The 16836-nt window shown below is 69.4% G+C and carries 16 protein-coding genes; 6 read left to right on the top strand and 10 right to left on the bottom strand.

From position 1 onward, the window contains the following. Nucleotides 1–199: 199 nt before the first annotated feature. Both AB0I12_RS12635 and AB0I12_RS12630 read left to right on the top strand, forming a co-directional pair. A complete protein-coding gene (locus AB0I12_RS12635) occupies nt 200–709 on the top strand; it encodes a sigma-70 family RNA polymerase sigma factor (RefSeq protein WP_359928531.1) in 510 nt (169 codons plus the stop codon). Continuing rightward, nucleotides 702–1889 (top strand): sialidase family protein, encoded by a 1188-nt coding sequence (locus AB0I12_RS12630; protein ID WP_359928528.1) that lies wholly within the window; start codon nt 702–704, stop codon nt 1887–1889. Before AB0I12_RS12635 ends, AB0I12_RS12630 begins: the two co-directional genes overlap by 8 nt. Before the next feature lie 68 nt (nt 1890–1957). Here AB0I12_RS12630 and AB0I12_RS12625 read toward each other — a convergent pair whose 3' ends face one another. From AB0I12_RS12625 to AB0I12_RS12595, 7 genes are all read right to left on the bottom strand, one after another. Next, the gene (locus AB0I12_RS12625; RefSeq protein ID WP_359928525.1) at nt 1958–2506 is read right to left on the bottom strand and encodes a hypothetical protein; all 549 of its coding nucleotides are present in this window, start codon (nt 2504–2506) and stop codon (nt 1958–1960) included. A gap of 41 nt (nt 2507–2547) precedes the next feature. Next, a complete protein-coding gene (locus tag AB0I12_RS12620) occupies nt 2548–3414 on the bottom strand; it encodes an aminoglycoside phosphotransferase family protein (protein WP_359928523.1) in 867 nt (288 codons plus the stop codon). A gap of 718 nt (nt 3415–4132) precedes the next feature. After that, entirely contained in the window at nt 4133–5632 is a 1500-nt protein-coding gene (locus tag AB0I12_RS12615; protein ID WP_359928520.1) for a HAMP domain-containing sensor histidine kinase, read from the bottom strand. Beyond that, nucleotides 5632–6333 carry a response regulator transcription factor gene (locus tag AB0I12_RS12610; protein ID WP_355481297.1) on the bottom strand — a complete coding sequence of 234 codons (702 nt, stop codon included), beginning with the start codon at nt 6331–6333 and terminating at the stop codon, nt 5632–5634. Before AB0I12_RS12610 ends, AB0I12_RS12615 begins: the two co-directional genes overlap by 1 nt. Before the next feature lie 78 nt (nt 6334–6411). Beyond that, entirely contained in the window at nt 6412–6942 is a 531-nt protein-coding gene (locus tag AB0I12_RS12605) for a hypothetical protein (protein WP_359928517.1), read from the bottom strand. A 199-nt stretch (nt 6943–7141) separates the two neighbouring features. Further along, entirely contained in the window at nt 7142–7663 is a 522-nt protein-coding gene (locus tag AB0I12_RS12600; protein WP_359928515.1) for a hypothetical protein, read from the bottom strand. Nucleotides 7664–7771: 108 nt separating this feature from the next. Then, the gene (locus tag AB0I12_RS12595) at nt 7772–8245 is read right to left on the bottom strand and encodes a DUF456 domain-containing protein (protein ID WP_359928512.1); all 474 of its coding nucleotides are present in this window, start codon (nt 8243–8245) and stop codon (nt 7772–7774) included. A gap of 54 nt (nt 8246–8299) precedes the next feature. On the opposite strand from AB0I12_RS12595, the gene AB0I12_RS12590 reads away from it, so the two are divergent. Continuing rightward, nucleotides 8300–10276 (top strand): glycogen debranching N-terminal domain-containing protein, encoded by a 1977-nt coding sequence (locus tag AB0I12_RS12590; RefSeq protein WP_359928509.1) that lies wholly within the window; start codon nt 8300–8302, stop codon nt 10274–10276. Here AB0I12_RS12590 and AB0I12_RS12585 read toward each other — a convergent pair. Next, nucleotides 10263–10889 carry a LysE family translocator gene (locus tag AB0I12_RS12585; protein ID WP_359928507.1) on the bottom strand — a complete coding sequence of 209 codons (627 nt, stop codon included), beginning with the start codon at nt 10887–10889 and terminating at the stop codon, nt 10263–10265. The two genes, AB0I12_RS12590 and AB0I12_RS12585, sit on opposite strands and share 14 nt — an antisense overlap. Before the next feature lie 82 nt (nt 10890–10971). Between AB0I12_RS12585 and AB0I12_RS12580 the strand changes: the two genes are divergently transcribed. Continuing rightward, on the top strand, nt 10972–12447 hold the full coding sequence (locus AB0I12_RS12580) for a PLP-dependent aminotransferase family protein (protein WP_359928504.1): 1476 nt from the start codon (nt 10972–10974) through the stop codon (nt 12445–12447). 107 nt (nt 12448–12554) lie between these two features. Here AB0I12_RS12580 and AB0I12_RS12575 read toward each other — a convergent pair whose 3' ends face one another. Further along, complete coding sequence (locus AB0I12_RS12575) at nt 12555–12785, bottom strand: hypothetical protein (protein ID WP_355700620.1); 231 nt, start codon at nt 12783–12785, stop codon at nt 12555–12557. A gap of 391 nt (nt 12786–13176) precedes the next feature. Here AB0I12_RS12575 and AB0I12_RS12570 point away from each other — a divergent pair, with 391 nt between their 5' ends. Next, a complete protein-coding gene (locus tag AB0I12_RS12570) occupies nt 13177–15261 on the top strand; it encodes a DNA topoisomerase IV subunit B (protein ID WP_359928502.1) in 2085 nt (694 codons plus the stop codon). A 4-nt stretch (nt 15262–15265) separates the two neighbouring features. Continuing rightward, nucleotides 15266–15898 carry an HAD family hydrolase gene (locus AB0I12_RS12565; protein ID WP_359928499.1) on the top strand — a complete coding sequence of 211 codons (633 nt, stop codon included), beginning with the start codon at nt 15266–15268 and terminating at the stop codon, nt 15896–15898. Here the strand turns inward: AB0I12_RS12565 and AB0I12_RS12560 are convergent. Next, nucleotides 15895–16836, bottom strand: a complete 942-nt coding sequence (locus AB0I12_RS12560; protein WP_359928496.1) for a hypothetical protein — start codon at nt 16834–16836, stop codon at nt 15895–15897. The two genes, AB0I12_RS12565 and AB0I12_RS12560, sit on opposite strands and share 4 nt — an antisense overlap.

Genomic DNA, 16836 nt, shown 5'->3' with positions numbered 1-16836 from the left:
CGCGTCGGGGCGAGCGCACCTGATGAGCCGGGATGGTGACTGCTGGCCGCGGGCTCGAGGACCTCGACCAGCTCGTCACCTTCCTGACGGCACCCCCGCACCATGCGTAGACCTGGTTCTCGGGCATTGTGCTCGGGTGATGCAACCGGATCGTTCTGCCAGGACTCGTGCTGGCAAGGGTCCGATCTGGGGAGTGGTGATGGCTAACGGCGACATGGTGCGCGAGTTGTACGAGGGGTGTTACCGGCGGCTTGTCGGGCAGCTGTTCGCGATCTGCGGAAACCTGGGCGAGGCTGAAGACGCCGTACAGGAAGCCTTCGTCCAGGCGGTCGAGAAACCCCGCCGGTTCGCTCAGCTCGACAATCCGGAGGCGTGGCTGCGCACAGTCGCGCTCAACGCCGTACGCCGGCGCTACCGCCGCGCGAACCGCTTCCACGGCTTGCTCTCCCGCGCAGGCGTCCCTGAAACCACTCTGAGCGCACTCTCCGCGGACCGGGTGGCTCTGGTCGAGGCCCTGCGCCAACTCCCGTACGAACAGCGTGAAGCGATCGTGCTGCACCACATCGTCGACCTCCCGGTAAGCGCGATCGCCGTACAGCTGCGGGTCCCGGAGGGGACAGTCAAGGCCCGCCTGTCGCGCGGCAGGTCCCGCCTGGCGCCGCTGGTCCACGAGTTCGCCGACGACGTCGAGGAGGTCAACCATGTCTGAGCTGAAAGAACTGTCCTGGGACGTCCAGGAGACCGTCCAGCCGTTGCCCTTCGAGGCTCTGGAGCGCCGGGGCATCCGCCGCCGTCGCCGTCGACACGCGCTGACCGGGCTGGGAGTCGTCGCGGCGGTGACCCTCGCGGTACTGGCAGCCGTTCTACCACTGGGAAACGTGACCGGTACGGAGAAGACAGCTGGCACCCCCGCGTCGATCCCGGTCGACCAGGCGGCCGAGAAGCTGATCCACAACAAGAAGTCGGGCGCTTCCGGCATCGCGTTCGCCACACCGACGCGGTGGGCGGCGGGCTGGTTGTTGCCTCAGCCGGGATACACCTGGAACTACGCCGCGGTGCTCAGCCGCGACGGTGTCCGCACGACAGCGCCGGTGCGCAAGAACCAGTACGTCGTACTGCGGGCCGGTGACGAGGCCCTGGCGCTGTCGATGCCGACGAGCACGAAGGGGACTGATCCGACCTGGGCGCAGTCCGTCATGGTCCGCCTGACCGATCAGGGCCGGATCGAGAAGAAGCTGCGGTGGGCTCCGCCGACCAGCGAGTTCGACGACGGCGAGGTGCTGCTGGCGTACGGCACATTGCGAGCCCTGAACCTGGAGACCGGCGTCCTGCGGGAGGTGAAGATCCCCGGGGTCGACAACGCCTACGAGCCGTTCCGCGACAACACCGGACGGTGGTGGATGGTCGGCGCGAAGAACAGCGGGGTCGGCAACATCTACTGGACCGATGACCGCGGCAAGACCTGGGACCACTCAATCATCGGCGCGGGACGGACCGGCGGCCAACTGGCCGTCAGCCCCGACGGCAAGACGCTGGTCGTGATCCCGGGCATGAAGCCCCGCGCACCGGGCAAGCCTGGCGCGCCGGGTGACCTGCTGCCGCTGCGCTTGTCGACCGACGGCGGCCGGCAGTGGACGACGGTGGCCGGCCGGAACGCTCCGTACCTGTCCTCTCCGGTTGCTTTCGGCAACGGGACGGGGCTCGCGCTCTATCAGGGCAAGAAGCGGGAACTCCTCCGTCCCGGTGCCGGAGCCCCGTACACTCCGCCGCCCGATCTGGGCCAGCTGTCCGCGGTAGGCGACTTCGTCTACGGCATGCAGTACAACGGCAACCAGACCATCACCAGCACCGACCACGGCAAAACCTGGAAGTACTTCGAGCCTCGTTAGGGCCATGGGGCTACCGCAGGGCGGTTTCGGCTCGCTCGTTGGTGACGTCCGCGAGGCTGTTGACGAGCTCAGGAAGCCAGCGGTCCGTGGATTTCTCCCGCGCCTGACTGGACCAGGTGCGCGACCTTCTGGAGTGTTTCCAGCGGGGTGAGGCTCGAGTTGTCGACGGGTGCGGACCAAGGAGACCTCTTGACCCGCAAGTGGTGCAGTTCCTTCAGGAGGTGGGCCGGTGATCGGTCCGGGTCGTCGGCCGTCCGCCGCAGTACGGCTTCTTCGGAGGGATCGAGGGAGAAGTGGAAGACCCGGCCGAGTCGCAGGAGGTCCGGGAGCACCGGGTTCAGGTCGAAGGCGTCGTAGATCGCGTTTCCGGCGATGAGGACGTTCTCGTAGCCCGCCCCGAAGAACGATTCCGCGAGCTGGACGCATTGACGGAGTACGAGTGCGGTGCGGGCGTCGTCGTACGGGAGGTCCCAGCCGGGGTCGACCATGAGGAACAGGTGGTCGGTGTCGATCGCGGCGGTTCGGCCCCAGATGGTGCGTTTCTGGTCGTGGCTCAGTCGAAGAACGGTCGTCTTGCCGGAGCCGGCCGGCCCGGAGAGGAAGACGGTTCTGGGCATCGCGTCACAGCCTGCTTCAGTGGTGGTGGAAGTCGCTTGATCTACAGAACGCCGAGCCGAGTGGTCACCTGGTCGAGGGTCGGCCAGGGTGGGCCTTCACGCAGGATGTGCAGGAGTCCGTCGCCGAAGAGTCTTCCGTTCGGGAACTGGTCGCCGGCATCCCAGCGCCAGGCGGCGACCATCGCGAGGACGAGTTGGCGGCAGTCGTCCAGCAGTTGTTGGTCGATGCCTGGGTACGACGCGCAGACCTCCTCCGGTACGTGGGCGAGGTCGAACTCGACCGGCCCGCGGCAGCACGTCTCGAAGTCGATGAACAGCGGGCCGCGTTTCGTGCTGAGCACGTTGCCCGGATGCGGTTCGCCGTGAAGCAGCTGTTCCGGGGCGCCGCGGTCGTCGATCGCTTGGCGCAGGCTTGCCAGCCTGGTGGTGAGCAGCTCGCGGTCGGCGTCGGCCAGCTCGGGCGAAAGGTCCGGGTCGGCAACGATCTGCTCGGCCTCGGTGACTCGGTCGGTGAACCGTGGGGTCGGTACGTCGATCTTGCGCATACCCGCGTGCAGGCGCTCGAGCGCGTTGGCGAAGTCGGGCGGGGAGACGCTGGGGGTCACGGGTTCGTGGTAGGTCCACAGCGTCACTGCGAAGCCGTCGCGCGTGTACACGAGCGGGTCGACCCGAGGCTCCAACGCAACCACCGGGCTCCCGAGGTCCGTCAGCTGCCGAGCGATCTCAATCTCGAGCTGCGCAACCTCTTGCCCAATTGGTGCTACCCGAGCGAAGACCTCGCATGGCTTCAATCGCAGCGCCAACTTGTTCGAGTTGTGCAGAACAACTGCGTCCTCGACCGGCAGACCGAGCGATGAGGCGATGGACGTCGTCGCCGCGATCGCGCGCGTGATTTCAGGCATCTCCATGGCCTCGCCAGGCTACCGGCGTGGTCTTGCCCTGTCGCTCACATTTACGACGCCCGAGCAAGCAGCCGCCGTTGCGGATCATCAGACCACCCGCCCGGCGCAGTGCGGGTGCGGTGCGCATCCACCTAGCAGTCGCCCGCGAGCACCAGCTCGCCGGCACCCGCCGGAAACTCTCGGCTTTGCCGGAAACAGCCGGGCGCAGGAGGAAGCACCCCGGCACCAGCCAGAAACTCCGGGCGTTAGCCGGAAGCAGCCCGGCCCAAGCCCGGAAACCCCCTCGGGCTAGTTGGCAACAGCCCGGCGCAAGCCGGAGGCATCCTGGCGCCAGCCGGTAACTCCAGGCGGTAGCCGGAACAGACTGGCGGCAGCCGGAAACAGCCCGGCGTGAGCGGGAGACAACCCGGCGCCAGCCGGCAACCCCGGCGCAAGCATCCCGGCGCCAGCCGGCAACTCCGGGCGATAGCCGGAACAGCCCGGCGTTAGCGGGAAGCACCGCGGCGCAAGCGTGGAAACTCCCCGCGCGAGTTGGAAACAGCCCGGCGCCAGCCAGCAATCCCGGCGCCAGCCGGAAACTCCCGGCACCAGCCGGAAGCAAATGCACCGCGCCAAGCGAGGGGTGGGTGGGAGCTTGCGGAGTGGGCGCGTTGAGGAGCGGAGTGACGAAGTAGCGGCCGCGTAGCGAGAGTGGGTCGGATCTACCAGTCGAGCGTGGGTCGGGTTAGGTGCTGAGGGGGAGGTGGACGGTGAAGGTTGCACCGTGGGGAGTCGTGTCGGTGACGGTTACGTGGCCGTTGTGGGCGGCAACCAAGGCGGCGACTATGGACAGGCCCAGGCCGGAGCCGCCGGTGGAGCGGGTTCGGGCGGTGTCTACTCGGTAGAAGCGTTCGAAGATGCGGGCCTTTTGTTCGTCGGTCAGGCCTGGGCCGGTGTCGGTGACTTCGAGGATGGCTTCGGTGCCGCGGGTGCCGACGGAGACGGTGACGGGTGCGTCGACGGGGGTGTGGTGGAGGGCGTTGCTGACCAGGTTGCCGAGCACCTGCCGCAGTCGAGCCTCGTCACCGGAGACAACTGGCGCCTCCGAGTCGGGCAGGATCGTCAGCGAGATGTGGCGGTCGGGCTGCACAGCTTGCGCGTTGTGCAGGGCGTCGGCCGCGATCGGGAGCAGGTCGACGGACTCCGCGCGCAGCGGGCGCTGCTGGTCGAGGCGTGCCAGCAGCAGCAGGTCGTCGACGAGCAGCCCCATCCGTTTCGCCTCGTCCTCGATCCGGCGCATCGTGTCCGGGTCCGTCACGTCACCGCGGTGCCGGGACAACTCGGCGAACCCGCGGATCGACGTCAACGGCGTGCGCAGCTCATGCGATGCGTCGGCGACGAACCGCCGCATCCGGTCCTCGGACTGCCGGGCGGCCTCCTCCGATTGCCTGGCCGCGTCCTCGCTCCGGCGCGCGGCGAACTCGGACGCCGTACGCTGCGCGAACGCGGTCTCGATCTGTCCGAGCATCTGGTTCAGCGCGAGCGACAGCCGCCCGACCTCGGTCCGCGGATCCCGCTGCGGGACCCGGCGGCTCAGGTCCCCGCCGGCGATCGCGACCGCGGTGTGCTCGACGTCCTCGAGCCCGCGCAGACTTCGCCGTACGACGTACGTCCCGACGCCGGCCAGCAGCACGAGCAGGATCACGCCGGCCGCGGCCTGGATGCCGATCAGCCGCTGGATGGTGTGGTCGATGTCCTTCAGGCTCTGCGCCACCATGACCGAGCCCTGCTCGTCCTCGGTCGGCACCGCGAGCACCCGCCAGGTCGCCCCGCCGGACTCGGCGTCGACCTCGAACGACTTCCCGTCGAGTGCGCGGACCTGGTTCAGGTTGAGCGTCGGCAGCTTGGGCAGCGGCTCGGCCTCGGCGAGCCGGGAACCGACCGGGCCCTTGTCGCTCGTGCCCTCGGAGTCGTTGAACTGCACGACGAACTCACTTGGCAGCTGTCGCGGTCCCGGTCCGCCGCCGGGGCGCGGCACGGGACGCCGGTCCGTCGCGACGTGCGACAGCGGCATCGCGGCCTGCCGGAGCTGGTCGTCGACGCGGTCGAGCAGGTAGCCGCGCATGATTGTGGTCGCCAGGACCCCGGACGCGACGAGCGCGAGTGCGACGAGCGTCAGCAGGACGACGACGATCGTGACGCGCAGCGGGTACCGGTCGGCGAACCGCCGGTGGTTCAGTTCCATCAGTTGGGGCCTCGAGGGGTACGCAGGACGTAGCCGACCCCGCGGACGGTGTGGAGCAGCTTCTGGTCGCCGGTGTCGACCTTACGGCGCAGGTACGACATGTACGACTCGACCACGCCGGCGTCCCCGGCGAAGTCGTAGTTCCAGACCGCGGACAGGATCTGTCCCTTCGACATCACGCGCTCAGCGTTCTCCAGCAGGCACCGCAGCAACTTGAACTCGGTCAGCGACAGCTGCACCGCCTGGCCGGACTTGAACACCTCGTAGCTGTCCTCGTTGAGCTCCAGGTCCGCATAGCGCAGTACGGCGGCCTCGGTCGCGGTCTGTTCGCGATGACCGGACCGGCGCAGCAGCGCGCGCACCCGGGCGACCAGCTCGTCGAGGCTGAAAGGCTTGGTGACGTAGTCGTCCCCACCCGTCTGCAGCCCGAGGACCTTGTCCTCGACCGCGTCCCGGGCGGTGAGGAACAGCACCGGCACATGCCGGTCCTCACCGCGCAGCCGGCGTACGACCTCGAACCCGTCCAGCCCGGGCATCATCACGTCGAGCACCACCAGGTCCGGCTCCACGTCCCGGGCCTTGCGCAGCGCCTCCGCGCCGTGCGTCGCCGTGGTCACGTCGTACCCGGCGAAACGCAGACTCGCGGAGAGCAGCTCGACGATGTTCGGTTCGTCGTCGACGACCAGCAGATGCGGACTCATGCTCTCAGTGTGCCGCCGGGAACCGTGCGAAGCCTGGAAGGTTCCTGGCAATCAGCTGTGAGTCGTCCGCGACGTGAATCAGCGCGGGCCGTGCTTGAAGCCCCACTTCTGACCGGCCGCGTCGCGGACGGTGCCGTCGTTGACCGAGCTTGCGGTCGCCTTGCCGTCGGTGACCACGGCGGTGACTCGCACGGTGTTCCCGGTCTTCACGTCGTCGATGCCGTCGCGGGCGGCGTTGACCAGCGTGTCCTCGGTCAGCGTGTAGGTCCGGCTGTAGCCGTCCTCGCTCTTGACGGTGATCGACTCCTTGCTGACCGCGGTCACCTCGCCACGCTGCGTCGCGACCGTCTGGTACCCGCCGCCGTCCTTCGGTACGACGAACTCGCCGTGCAGCGCGCCGCCCAGCCCGAACTCGCCGTGCCCGAAGCCGCCCTTGCCCGGTCCGCCCGGCTTCTGCTGACCCGGCGTCGACGGGCTGGACGGGGAGGCCGACGGCGACGGCGTCGGGTCTGCGTTGCTGGCCGCCCAGGCGACCCCGCCGGCAGTGGTGGTCACGGCCACGGCGGCGACGGTGCCGAGCAGCCGCCACCGCTTCTGTGAGAGCTTCATCCTGCTGTGCCTTCCGTACTGCGTGCCGGGACGTCACCCGGCACTGGTGCTTCTCACAATGGCCGACCCAGCTTGGACCAACCTCCGACAGGCCTAAGAAGAAGCTGGCAATCACCTAAGAACGGTGCGTGGACGACCTGACCCTAGAGGTCGCCTGCGGTGAGGACCGGCCGCAACCGGCCCTCACCGTGTGGACGGACTACTTCGACGTGCCGGGCTTGGCGCCGTCCGGCGGGGCCGGGCGGTTGCTGCCGTCGTCGATCGAGCTCGCGGTCGCGGTGTCCCCGGACACGACGGCCCGGATCCGCACGGTCTCGCCGGTCTTGATGTCGGCGATCTTGCCGTCACGGTTCACCTTGGTGTCCGCGTTGACGACGTACGTCCGGGTGTACCCGTCGGTGCTCTTCACGGTGATCGACGTGCTGCTGACCGCCGTGACCGAGCCGGACTGCGTGGCGACCGTCTGGTACCCGCCGCCGTCCTTCTGGACGACGAACTCGCCGTGCAACGCACCGAACAGGCCGTCCCGCGGGCCCCTGTCGTGATCGGGCGCCTTCTGGGTTCCGTTGGACGAACCGTCTGAAGGTGCTGTCGAGGGTGCCGGGGTGTTGTCCCCGGTGGCCGCGAACGCGACGCCGCCACCGACAGTGGTCGCCGCGACGGCGGCGATCGTGCCGGCCGCCCGCCAGCGGTTGTCGATGAGCTTCTGATGCAACGCCATACTGCAGTGCCTTCCGTTGCGCGCCGGGAGGTGTCCGGCGCTGGTCCCTCCACCGTTCGTGGCGGACCTTGGACGGCGCTGCGGCGGGACTGGAAAGTCCCTGGCAGTTCAGACGACGAACAGGACCGCGGCCAGCCACACAGCCGCGGCGAGCGATGTGCCGATGAGCTCGATGAGGATCGAGACGCCGGTCTGGCGCAGGGCGTGTTTGGTGGAGGTCCACGCGGCCGCGTGCGTGCGCTGACGCTGGAGCTCGGACAGGTACACGCCGATCGGGAAGCCGACGAACATGCCGACCACCGGGATCACGAAGAACCCGACGATACCGAGCAGCACCCCGACGACCATCGACCGCCGCGGTACGCCGGCCTCCCGGAGCCGGCGCTCCGGTACGACGTACTTGACCACCTGACTGGCACCGATCAGCACCGCGGCGATCGCGAACACCACCCACCCGGTCGCGCTGTGCTCGACGATCGCCCACACCAGGATCGCGGCGAGGCTGAGGATCGCCCCGGGCAGGATCGGCACGACGATGCCCGCGATCCCGACGAAGATCGCGATGCCGACCAGAAGGTTCACGCCAGTCTCCACAGTCCTACTTAACCGCATCGCGGCGCCGTTTAGGGTGGAGACATGTCGTCCCCACTGCATGAACTGGTCACCGCGCTCGCCGCTCCGTGGGTGGTGCTGTCGCCGCGCTCCGGGCAGCTCACCGGATCCGGCGCCGAGGGCGTGTACGCCCGGGACCGCCGGATCCTGTCCCGGCTGAGCGTGACAGTCGACGGGCACGAGCCGCTCCCGGTGCACGTCGACGAGCAGGACGCGGCCACCCATCAGTACGTCGCGATGCTCGAGGGCCTCGGCGACACCCGGCACGACCCGACCGTGATGCTCTACCGGACCCGCATCGTCGACTCCACGGGCATGACCGAGCGGATCACGCTCGTCAACCGCTCCCGGGCGGCCGTCGACTGTCGCCTGGACGTTGCCCTCGGCACCGATCTCGCGGGAACCGCCGCGGTGCGCAGCGGCGCGGCCACGACCCTGCCGCAGCTCGCGCCGCTTCCTGACGGTCCAGAGCGGACGCGCTGGGAGAACGACGACACCCGCGTCGTGGTCACCGCCGACCCGGGGGTCTCGGCGACGCCGCATGTCGAGCCGGGGGAGGAGTTCACGATCACCCTGCGCGTGACCGCGGACTTCCCGAAGTCGAACACCGGCTTCTCGATCGAGCCGCCGGCCGAGCGCGCGCCGTACGACGTCAGCGTCCGCTGTGACGACAAGCGCGTCGGGCGCTGGCTCGACCGGTCACTGGACGACGTTCGCGCACTGCAACTGGCCGCGGACGACGACCGCTACCTCGGCGCCGGCCCGCCCTGGTACCTGACGCTCTTCGGCCGCGACTCGCTGATCTCGTCCGGCATGATGATTCCGGTCGATCCCACGCTCGCCGCGGGCACGCTGCGCGCGATGGCCGCCAGGCAGGGCACGAAGGTCGACGCCGGGTCCGCGGAACAGCCGGGCAAGATCCCGCACGAGCTGCGCGCCGAGGTCGCGGATCACGGCGGCGGACTCGTCCTCCCGCCGGTGTACTACGGCACGCACGACGCGACCCAGCTGTGGGTCATGACGTTGCACAAGGCGTGGCGCTGGGGCATGCCCGCCGACGAGGTCCGTGACCTGCTGCCGAACCTCCGGCGCGCCCTCGCCTGGATGAAGGAATACGCCGACCCGGACGGCGACGGCTTCCTCGAGTACATCGACGAGTCGGGGCACGGTCTGGCGAACCAGGGCTGGAAGGACTCGAACGACGCGGTGCAGTGGCCCGACGGGACGCTGGCGGTCGCGCCGATCGCGCTGTGCGAGGTCCAGGGATACGCGTACGCGGCCGCGATCAAGGGCGCCGAGCTGCTCGAGGCGCACGGTGAGTCCGGCGACGAGTGGCGGGCCTGGGCAGCCGCGCTGCAGGAGCGCTTCCGCGCCGCCTTCTGGGTCGACGGCTACCCCGCGATCGCCCTCGACGGTGCGAAGAACCCGGTCATCGGCCGCGCGTCGAACATGGGCCACCTGCTCGGCACCGGACTGCTCGACGCGGACGAGGAGCAGACGGTCGCCGACATCCTCGCCGGCGCCGACCTGAACAGCGGCTTCGGGTTGCGAACGTTGTCGACGGCAATGACTCGCTTCAACCCGCTCGGCTATCACACCGGCAGCGTGTGGCCGCACGACACCGCCATGACGGTGCAAGGCCTGTTCGCGAGCGGGCAGTCCGAGGTGGCGTCGTCGTACGTCGAAGGGCTGGTGCGCGCCGCCGAGGCGTTCGGGTACCGCCTGCCGGAGCTGTATGGCGGCCGCGGGACGAGTGAGGAGAGCACGCCGACGCCGTATCCGCTCTCGTGCCGCCCGCAGGCGTGGGCCGCGGCCTCGGCGGTCGCGGTGCTCGTGGCCGCGCTCGGTATCGAGCCCGACGTCCCGGGCGGCACGCTCGCGGTCAACCCGGCGGAGTCGGTGCCGTGGGACAAGCTCGAGCTCGACGGACTGCTGGTCGGCGGCGAGCGGCTGTCCGTGCGGTGGGAGGGCGGCGAGGCGACCGTCGTCAGAGGGCAGTGATCAGCGCGAACGCCGACAGGCCCAGGTAGATCGCCGCAACGGTCAGGTTTCGCCAGCGGCTCGTCGTACGGACCGAGCGGAAGCGCCGACCGATGGCGTCGGCGCCCACCGCGTAGCAAAGGTCGAAGACCAGACCGATCAGCAGCGCGCCGACGCCGAGCAGCAACAGCTCGCTGCGCAGCTGGTCTCCGCCGGCGCCGCGGGTCGCGAACTGCGGAAGGAACGCGAGGAAGAACAGCGCGGCCTTCGGATTGAGCAGGTTCACCACGACACCGTCCCGGAACACGCGCCCGAGCGGCGCCACCTCGAGGCCGGCCGAGTGCTCGCCGGCCGACGCCTTGAGCATCTTGAGGCCGAGGTAGGCCAGGTAGAGCGCGCCCGCGACGGTGATCGCGGCGAACAGCGTCGGCGACGTCCGCACGAGCGTCGCGAGGCCGAGCGCGGTGACGACGATGTAGACCAGCGTGCCGGTCTCGATCGCGAGGGCCGAGACGACACCGGCCCGGCGGCCCTGGGTGATGCTGCGCAGCGAGATGTACAGATTGTTCGGCCCGGGCATCCCGACCAGCACCGCCGTCGCGCCCGCGAATCCCGCCAGCTGACCGATCCCCATCGTCTTCTCCTCGAACTGGACTGCGTTGCCGTACTAGCCTGGCGGCGTCGGAAGCAGTCCACCCGAGCCAATCCGAGGAGAAGTGGACCGTTCTGGAGACCCGTCCGCGCTGGCTGACCTGATCGGCCACCGGCTGAGCGGCCGCAGCGGCGGCCTGTACCGGCGGCTCGCCGACGAGATCGCCGCGCTGATCGGCTCCGCCGAGCTTCCGGTCGGGGCCCGGCTCCCGGCCGAGCGGCGGCTGGCCGACGCGCTGGCGATCAGCCGCTCCACGGTCGTCGCGGCGTACGACGAACTGCGCGCCCGCGGCCTGGTCGAGAGCCGGCAAGGCAGCGGTACGACGGTCGCACGCGCGGCAGGTCGTGGCCGTTCACGAGCGGACAAGCGGATGCCGGCCGGGTACGGCGAGTCGCTGTTCCACCGGATCACGGTCGGGCCGGGCGAGGTCATCTCGCTCACGTACGCCGTGGACCCCGGGCTGCCCGAGCTGGCGTCGGAGCTGATCGATCTGGCGTCCACCGACCTGCCGGACCTGCTCGGCGACGTCGGCTATCACCCCCGCGGCCTGCCTGTGCTGCGCGAGCGGATCGCGGAGCACTTCACCGAGTCCGGACTGCCGACGTCGGCGGACGAGATCGTGGTGACGACCGGCGCGCATCAGGCGATCGCGCTGGTGACGCAGATGTACCTGCGGACGGGTGCCGCGGTGGCCATCGAGCAGCCGAGCTGGCCGGGGTGCTTCGACCTGTTCGGCGCGGCGGGCGGGCGGGTGGCCGGCGTACCGCTGGACGACGCCGGGATCCGGCCCGACCTGCTGGCGGCCGCGTTCGCGGAGCACCAGCCGGCGATGCTGTTCGTGATGCCGACGTTCCACAACCCGACCGGCCGGCTGATGTCGGCGAACCGACGCCGGCAGGTCGCCGAGCTGGCCGCGCGGCACGGCGTCGTGGTGGTCGAGGACAACGCGTACTCGGCCTGGGACCCGGCGGGCCCGGACATCCCGCCGCCGCTCGCCGCGTACGCGCCGGACGACGCGGAGGTCCTGACGATCGGATCGGTGTCGAAGGCGGTCTGGGGCGGGCTGCGGATCGGCTGGATCCGGGCGTCGCGGCCGGTCGCCGAGCGGCTGGCCCGGCACAAGGCGCTGGCCGACCTCGGCAGTCCGGTCATCGACCAGGCGCTGACGGCCAGGCTGCTGCCGCGGCTCGGCGAGCTGACCGCGGCCCGGGCGCGGGTCGCGACCACGCGGAAGAAGCTGATGGGGGAGCTGCTGACCGAGCGGCTACCGGAGTGGGAGTGGTCGCTGCCGACCGGTGGATCGGCGCTGTGGATCCGCCTGCCGGACACCGACGCGCGGGTCTTCGCGCAGGTGGCGCTGCGGCACGGGGTGGAGGTGGTCGCCGGACAGGCGATGGATCCGTCGGGTGCGCACGACGACTACCTGCGGGTGCCGTTCGCCTACTCGGAGCAGGTCCTCGAGGACGCGGTCGGCAGGCTGTCGCGGGCCTGGCAGGAATTGCGGCGGCACGGCCCCGGCCCCGGAGTACCTGTTGTGTAAGGGACTGTTCGCGCACAAAAGGATGGCGGTCACCCTTCCGGGTGAACCGCCATCGAAGCCTGTCTGACTTTGGCGCCGCCGTTGGCGCGTTTAGAACAGCCTGTGGGTCACCGCTCGTCTTCAGTGGCGATCGCGGGGGTGGCGTCGAGCCGGCCGGTCTCGTCGTGGATCGTGATAGCGATGTCGCGCAGCTTCTCCGAGTGCTCCCGGCTGTGGTGGGCGCAGAAGAGCAGCTCCCCACCGCTGGTCAGGGTGACTCGGACGTAGGCCTGCGCACCGCAGCGGTCACAACGATCCGCGGCCGACAGGGCCGAACTCGGGGCGAGTGCTGTAGTCATTGAGGCCTCATCTCATCTAGTTCCGTACTCACCAGATAGCAACATCCTGACATGCGGATCGCTTCCCGGTGGGGACAACGTGTCCGTATGTGAGACGAACCACCTGTCCTCGTATGACGCTTGCTGACGCGGAATCGTTTCGGGTAGTGGCGGATTTCTGGTGAGTCACGCAGGAGCAGTGCTTCTTCTCTCACTGTGCGCCATGGAGCCGTCACCGTCTGCTCGGGATCGGAGTGTCGTACGCCACTTCGAAAAGAGTCCGGATCGATACCTGCCGCGACACGTACCTCCGGTACCCGGCCGCATGTCACCGGAGGGCATGCCTGCGGCGTTTTGGGGGTGCGGCCGCATAGGCTGTACGCGTCAGCGTGTGAACCAGTGAAGGAGCCCTGTGGCCGCCCCGACGCCTCGCAGTACCGAGATCGACCCGACGTACAACGCCCGCCACCTGCTCGTCCTCGAAGGTCTCGAGGCGGTCCGGAAGCGGCCGGGGATGTACATCGGGTCGACCGACAGTCGCGGCCTGATGCACTGCCTGTGGGAGATCATCGACAACGCCGTCGACGAGGCCCTGGCCGGGCACGGCGAGCGGATCGACGTCGTGCTGCACCAGGACGGTTCGGTCGAGGTGATCGACCGGGCGCGCGGCATCCCGGTCGACGTCGAGCCGAAGACCAAGCTCAGCGGTGTCGAGGTCGTCTTCACCAAGCTGCACGCCGGCGGCAAGTTCGGCGGCGGGTCGTACAACGCGTCCGGCGGTCTGCACGGCGTCGGCGCCTCGGTGGTGAACGCGCTGTCCGCGCGGCTGGACGTCGAGGTGGACCGCGGCGGCACGGTCTGGACCACTTCGTTCCGGCGCGGCGTGGCCGGCGAGTTCGACGGCGACGGGGCGAACGCGTCGTTCACGCCGGCCAAGGGCCTGCGGAAGGCCGGCCGGGCCAAGAGGGGCGTCACCGGCACCCGGATCCGGTACTGGGCGGACCGGCAGATCTTCACCAAGGACGCGACCTTCAACTACGACGAGCTGGTCACCCGCGCGCGGCAGACCTCGTTCCTGGTGCCGGGCCTGGAGCTGGTGATCCGCGACGAGCGCGGCGACGAGGTCACCGAGGAGAAGTTCAAGCACGACGGCGGCATCTCGGAGTTCTGCGAGTTCCTGGCCACCGACCAGAAGGTGACCGACGTCGTCCGGTTGACCGGGACCGGCCACTTCACCGAGACCGTGCCGATGCTCGACGATGCCGGCCACATGACCCCGACCGACGTCGAGCGGGACCTCGACGTCGATGTCGCGGTGCGCTGGGGCGACGGGTACGAGACCGAGCTGCGCTCGTTCGTGAACATCGTCGCGACGCCCAAGGGCGGCACCCACGTCAACGGCTTCGAGCGGGCGCTGTCGAAGAGTTTCACGAGCGCGCTCGACGGCACGCGGCTGCTGAAGAGCGGCGAGGAGATCATCAAGGACGACGTCCTCGAGGGTCTGACCGCGGTCGTCACGGTGCGGCTGGCCGAGCCGCAGTTCGACGGGCAGACGAAGGAAGTGCTGGGCACGCCGGCGGCCTCGCGGATCGTCGCGAAGGTCGTGCAGACCGAGCTCGAGTCGTTCCTGACCTCGACCAAACGCGAGCACAAGGCGCAGGCCCGCGCGGTGCTGGAGAAGATCGTCGCCGCGTCCCGGACACGGGTGGCCGCGCGTCAGCACCGCGAGCTGCAGCGGCGCAAGACCGCGCTGGAGTCGTCGGCGCTGCCGGCCAAGCTCGCGGACTGCCGCAGCAACGACGTCGACCGGTCCGAGCTGTTCATCGTCGAGGGTGATTCGGCGCTCGGTACGGCGAAGCTGGCGCGCAGCTCGGAGTTCCAGGCGCTGCTGCCGATCCGCGGCAAGATCCTGAACGTGCAGAAGGCGTCCGTCGGCGACATGCTGAAGAACGCCGAGTGCGCGTCGATCATCCAGGTGGTCGGCGCCGGGTCGGGGCGGACGTTCGACCTCGAGCAGGCGCGCTACGGGAAGATCATCTTCATGGCGGACGCCGACTCCGACGGCGCACACATCCGGTGCCTGCTCGCGACGCTGTTCTTCCGGTACATGCGGCCGCTGGTGGAGGCCGGGCGGGTCTACACCGCCGTCCCGCCGCTGCACCGGTTCGAGCTGACGAACCCGAAGAAGGGTCAGGACAAGTACCTGTACACCTACAGCGACGCGGAGTACCAGCGGAAGACGGCCGAGCTGATGAAGAAGGGCGTCCGCTGGAAGGAGCCGCCGCAGCGATACAAGGGTCTCGGTGAGATGGACGCCGACCAGCTGGCCGAAACCACCATGGACCCGCGGCACCGCACCCTGCGCCGGATCACCGTCGACGACGCCGAGGGCGCCGCCCAGGTCTTCGACCTGTTGATGGGCAACGACGTGGCCCCGCGCAAGGAGTTCCTCGTGCAGGGCGCCTACGAGCTCGACGAGAACCGCATCGACGTCTGACGCCGTGGCCCTGGTCTGCTTCGATCTCGACAACACGCTGATCGATCGGGACGGCGCGTTCCTGGCGTGGGCCCGGTGGTTCGTGGCGCGCGCCGGGTTGGGGAGCGACGCGGTCGAGTGGCTGGTTGCTCATGACAACGGCGGGTTCCGCCCACGGCCGGAGTTGTTCGCCGGGTTCGCGGAGCGGTTCGGCGTGGCGATCTCGGTGGAGGAGTACGACCGGGAGCATCCGTTGTTCACCTGGGTGGAGCCCGCGGTGCTGGACGGACTGGCGCGGCTGCGGGCGGCCGGGTGGCGCCTCGCCGTGGTGACGAACGGGACCGTGGTGCAGCAGACAGGCAAGTTGCAGCACACCGGGATCGCTCAGGCCGTCGACTACTGCTGCATCTCGGCCGCGGTCGGCGTACGCAAACCGCAGCGGGAGATCTTCGAGCGAGCGGCGGCCGGCGCGGGCGTCGAGCTCGACGGCGGATGGATGGTGGGCGACCACCCGGCGTACGACGTCGCGGGTGGGATCGCGGCTGGCCTGCGAACCATCCGCGTCGGGAACCAGCACGCCGCCGATCCGCCGGTCGCGGATCACCACGTCGACTCCGTGGTGGAGGCGTTCGCGGTGATCCTCGCCGAGAACGCCTAACCTGCTGAGCGTTCGGAATTCTGCGCGTTCTGCTGTGCGGCTTCGGTTCGCTGGGCCGGCGTGACGCAGATGTGGTCTGCCGAGGTGGCTTCGCGCCAGACGAAGCCGTCGACGCAGTAACCGTCGCCGCGATCGCGATGCTCGTCCTGGTGCGCTTGGTTCTGCTGCAGTACCGCTGCCTTCTCGTCAGGCGTCACGCAGACGGTGTCGGACTCGGTCGCACGCCGCGGTTCGAACCCGTCGCGGCAGCCGTTCGCTCCGTCGACGCCCTTGCCCACAAGCTCGACCACTGTGCTCCCGCTCCCGAACCGCACGGTGACTTCGGCTTCGCGGTCACCCGCGGCGGACGGGGTGAACTTCAGCCGGATGGAACAGGCGGTCCCGGGTTTGAGAGTGCCTTTGCACTGCTTCGTGATGCGGAAGTCGTCCTGGTCGCGGCCGTCGAGCGCCGCGCCGTTCACGCTGACGGTCGAACTGCCGGCGGGCTTCACGCCGAAACGGCAGTCGGCGGTGTGGTGCACCTCGGTTGCCGGGCACGTGACCTGCTCCGGTACCGACAACCCGGACGTCTTCGAGGACGGCCCCGGCAGCGGAGGTTTCCAGAACGTGCCCTCGCGGCTCGCGACCGGAGACTTGCCGTCGCGCAGCACGTCGGAGATCGTGAAGCCGCTGACGGTGATGAGCAGTGCCAGCGTCGTGAGTACGCCGATGCCGATGCTCCGAGCGACTCCACTGCCCCGGGTCGTGAAGACCGCAGTCACCAACGGTGCGATCCCAGCGCCGATCAGCGTGCCCGGACGCCCGATGTCGAAGAAGCCGCTGAGCAGGGTGCCGACCACCGACGCGGCGACGGCGAGCAGCAGTTGGAGAGCCCCGAGGGCATGTGTAGCGCGGACCTGCCGACCCAGTTGCAGGTCGGTGGACGTTCGTATGGCCAA

Origin of the sequence: Kribbella sp. NPDC050459, assembly GCF_040655315.1 — a bacterium.
Taxonomy (GTDB): Bacteria; Actinomycetota; Actinomycetes; order Propionibacteriales; family Kribbellaceae; genus Kribbella.
Note: the sequence above shows the minus strand (reverse complement) of the source record. Positions and strands in the feature narration are given on the sequence as shown.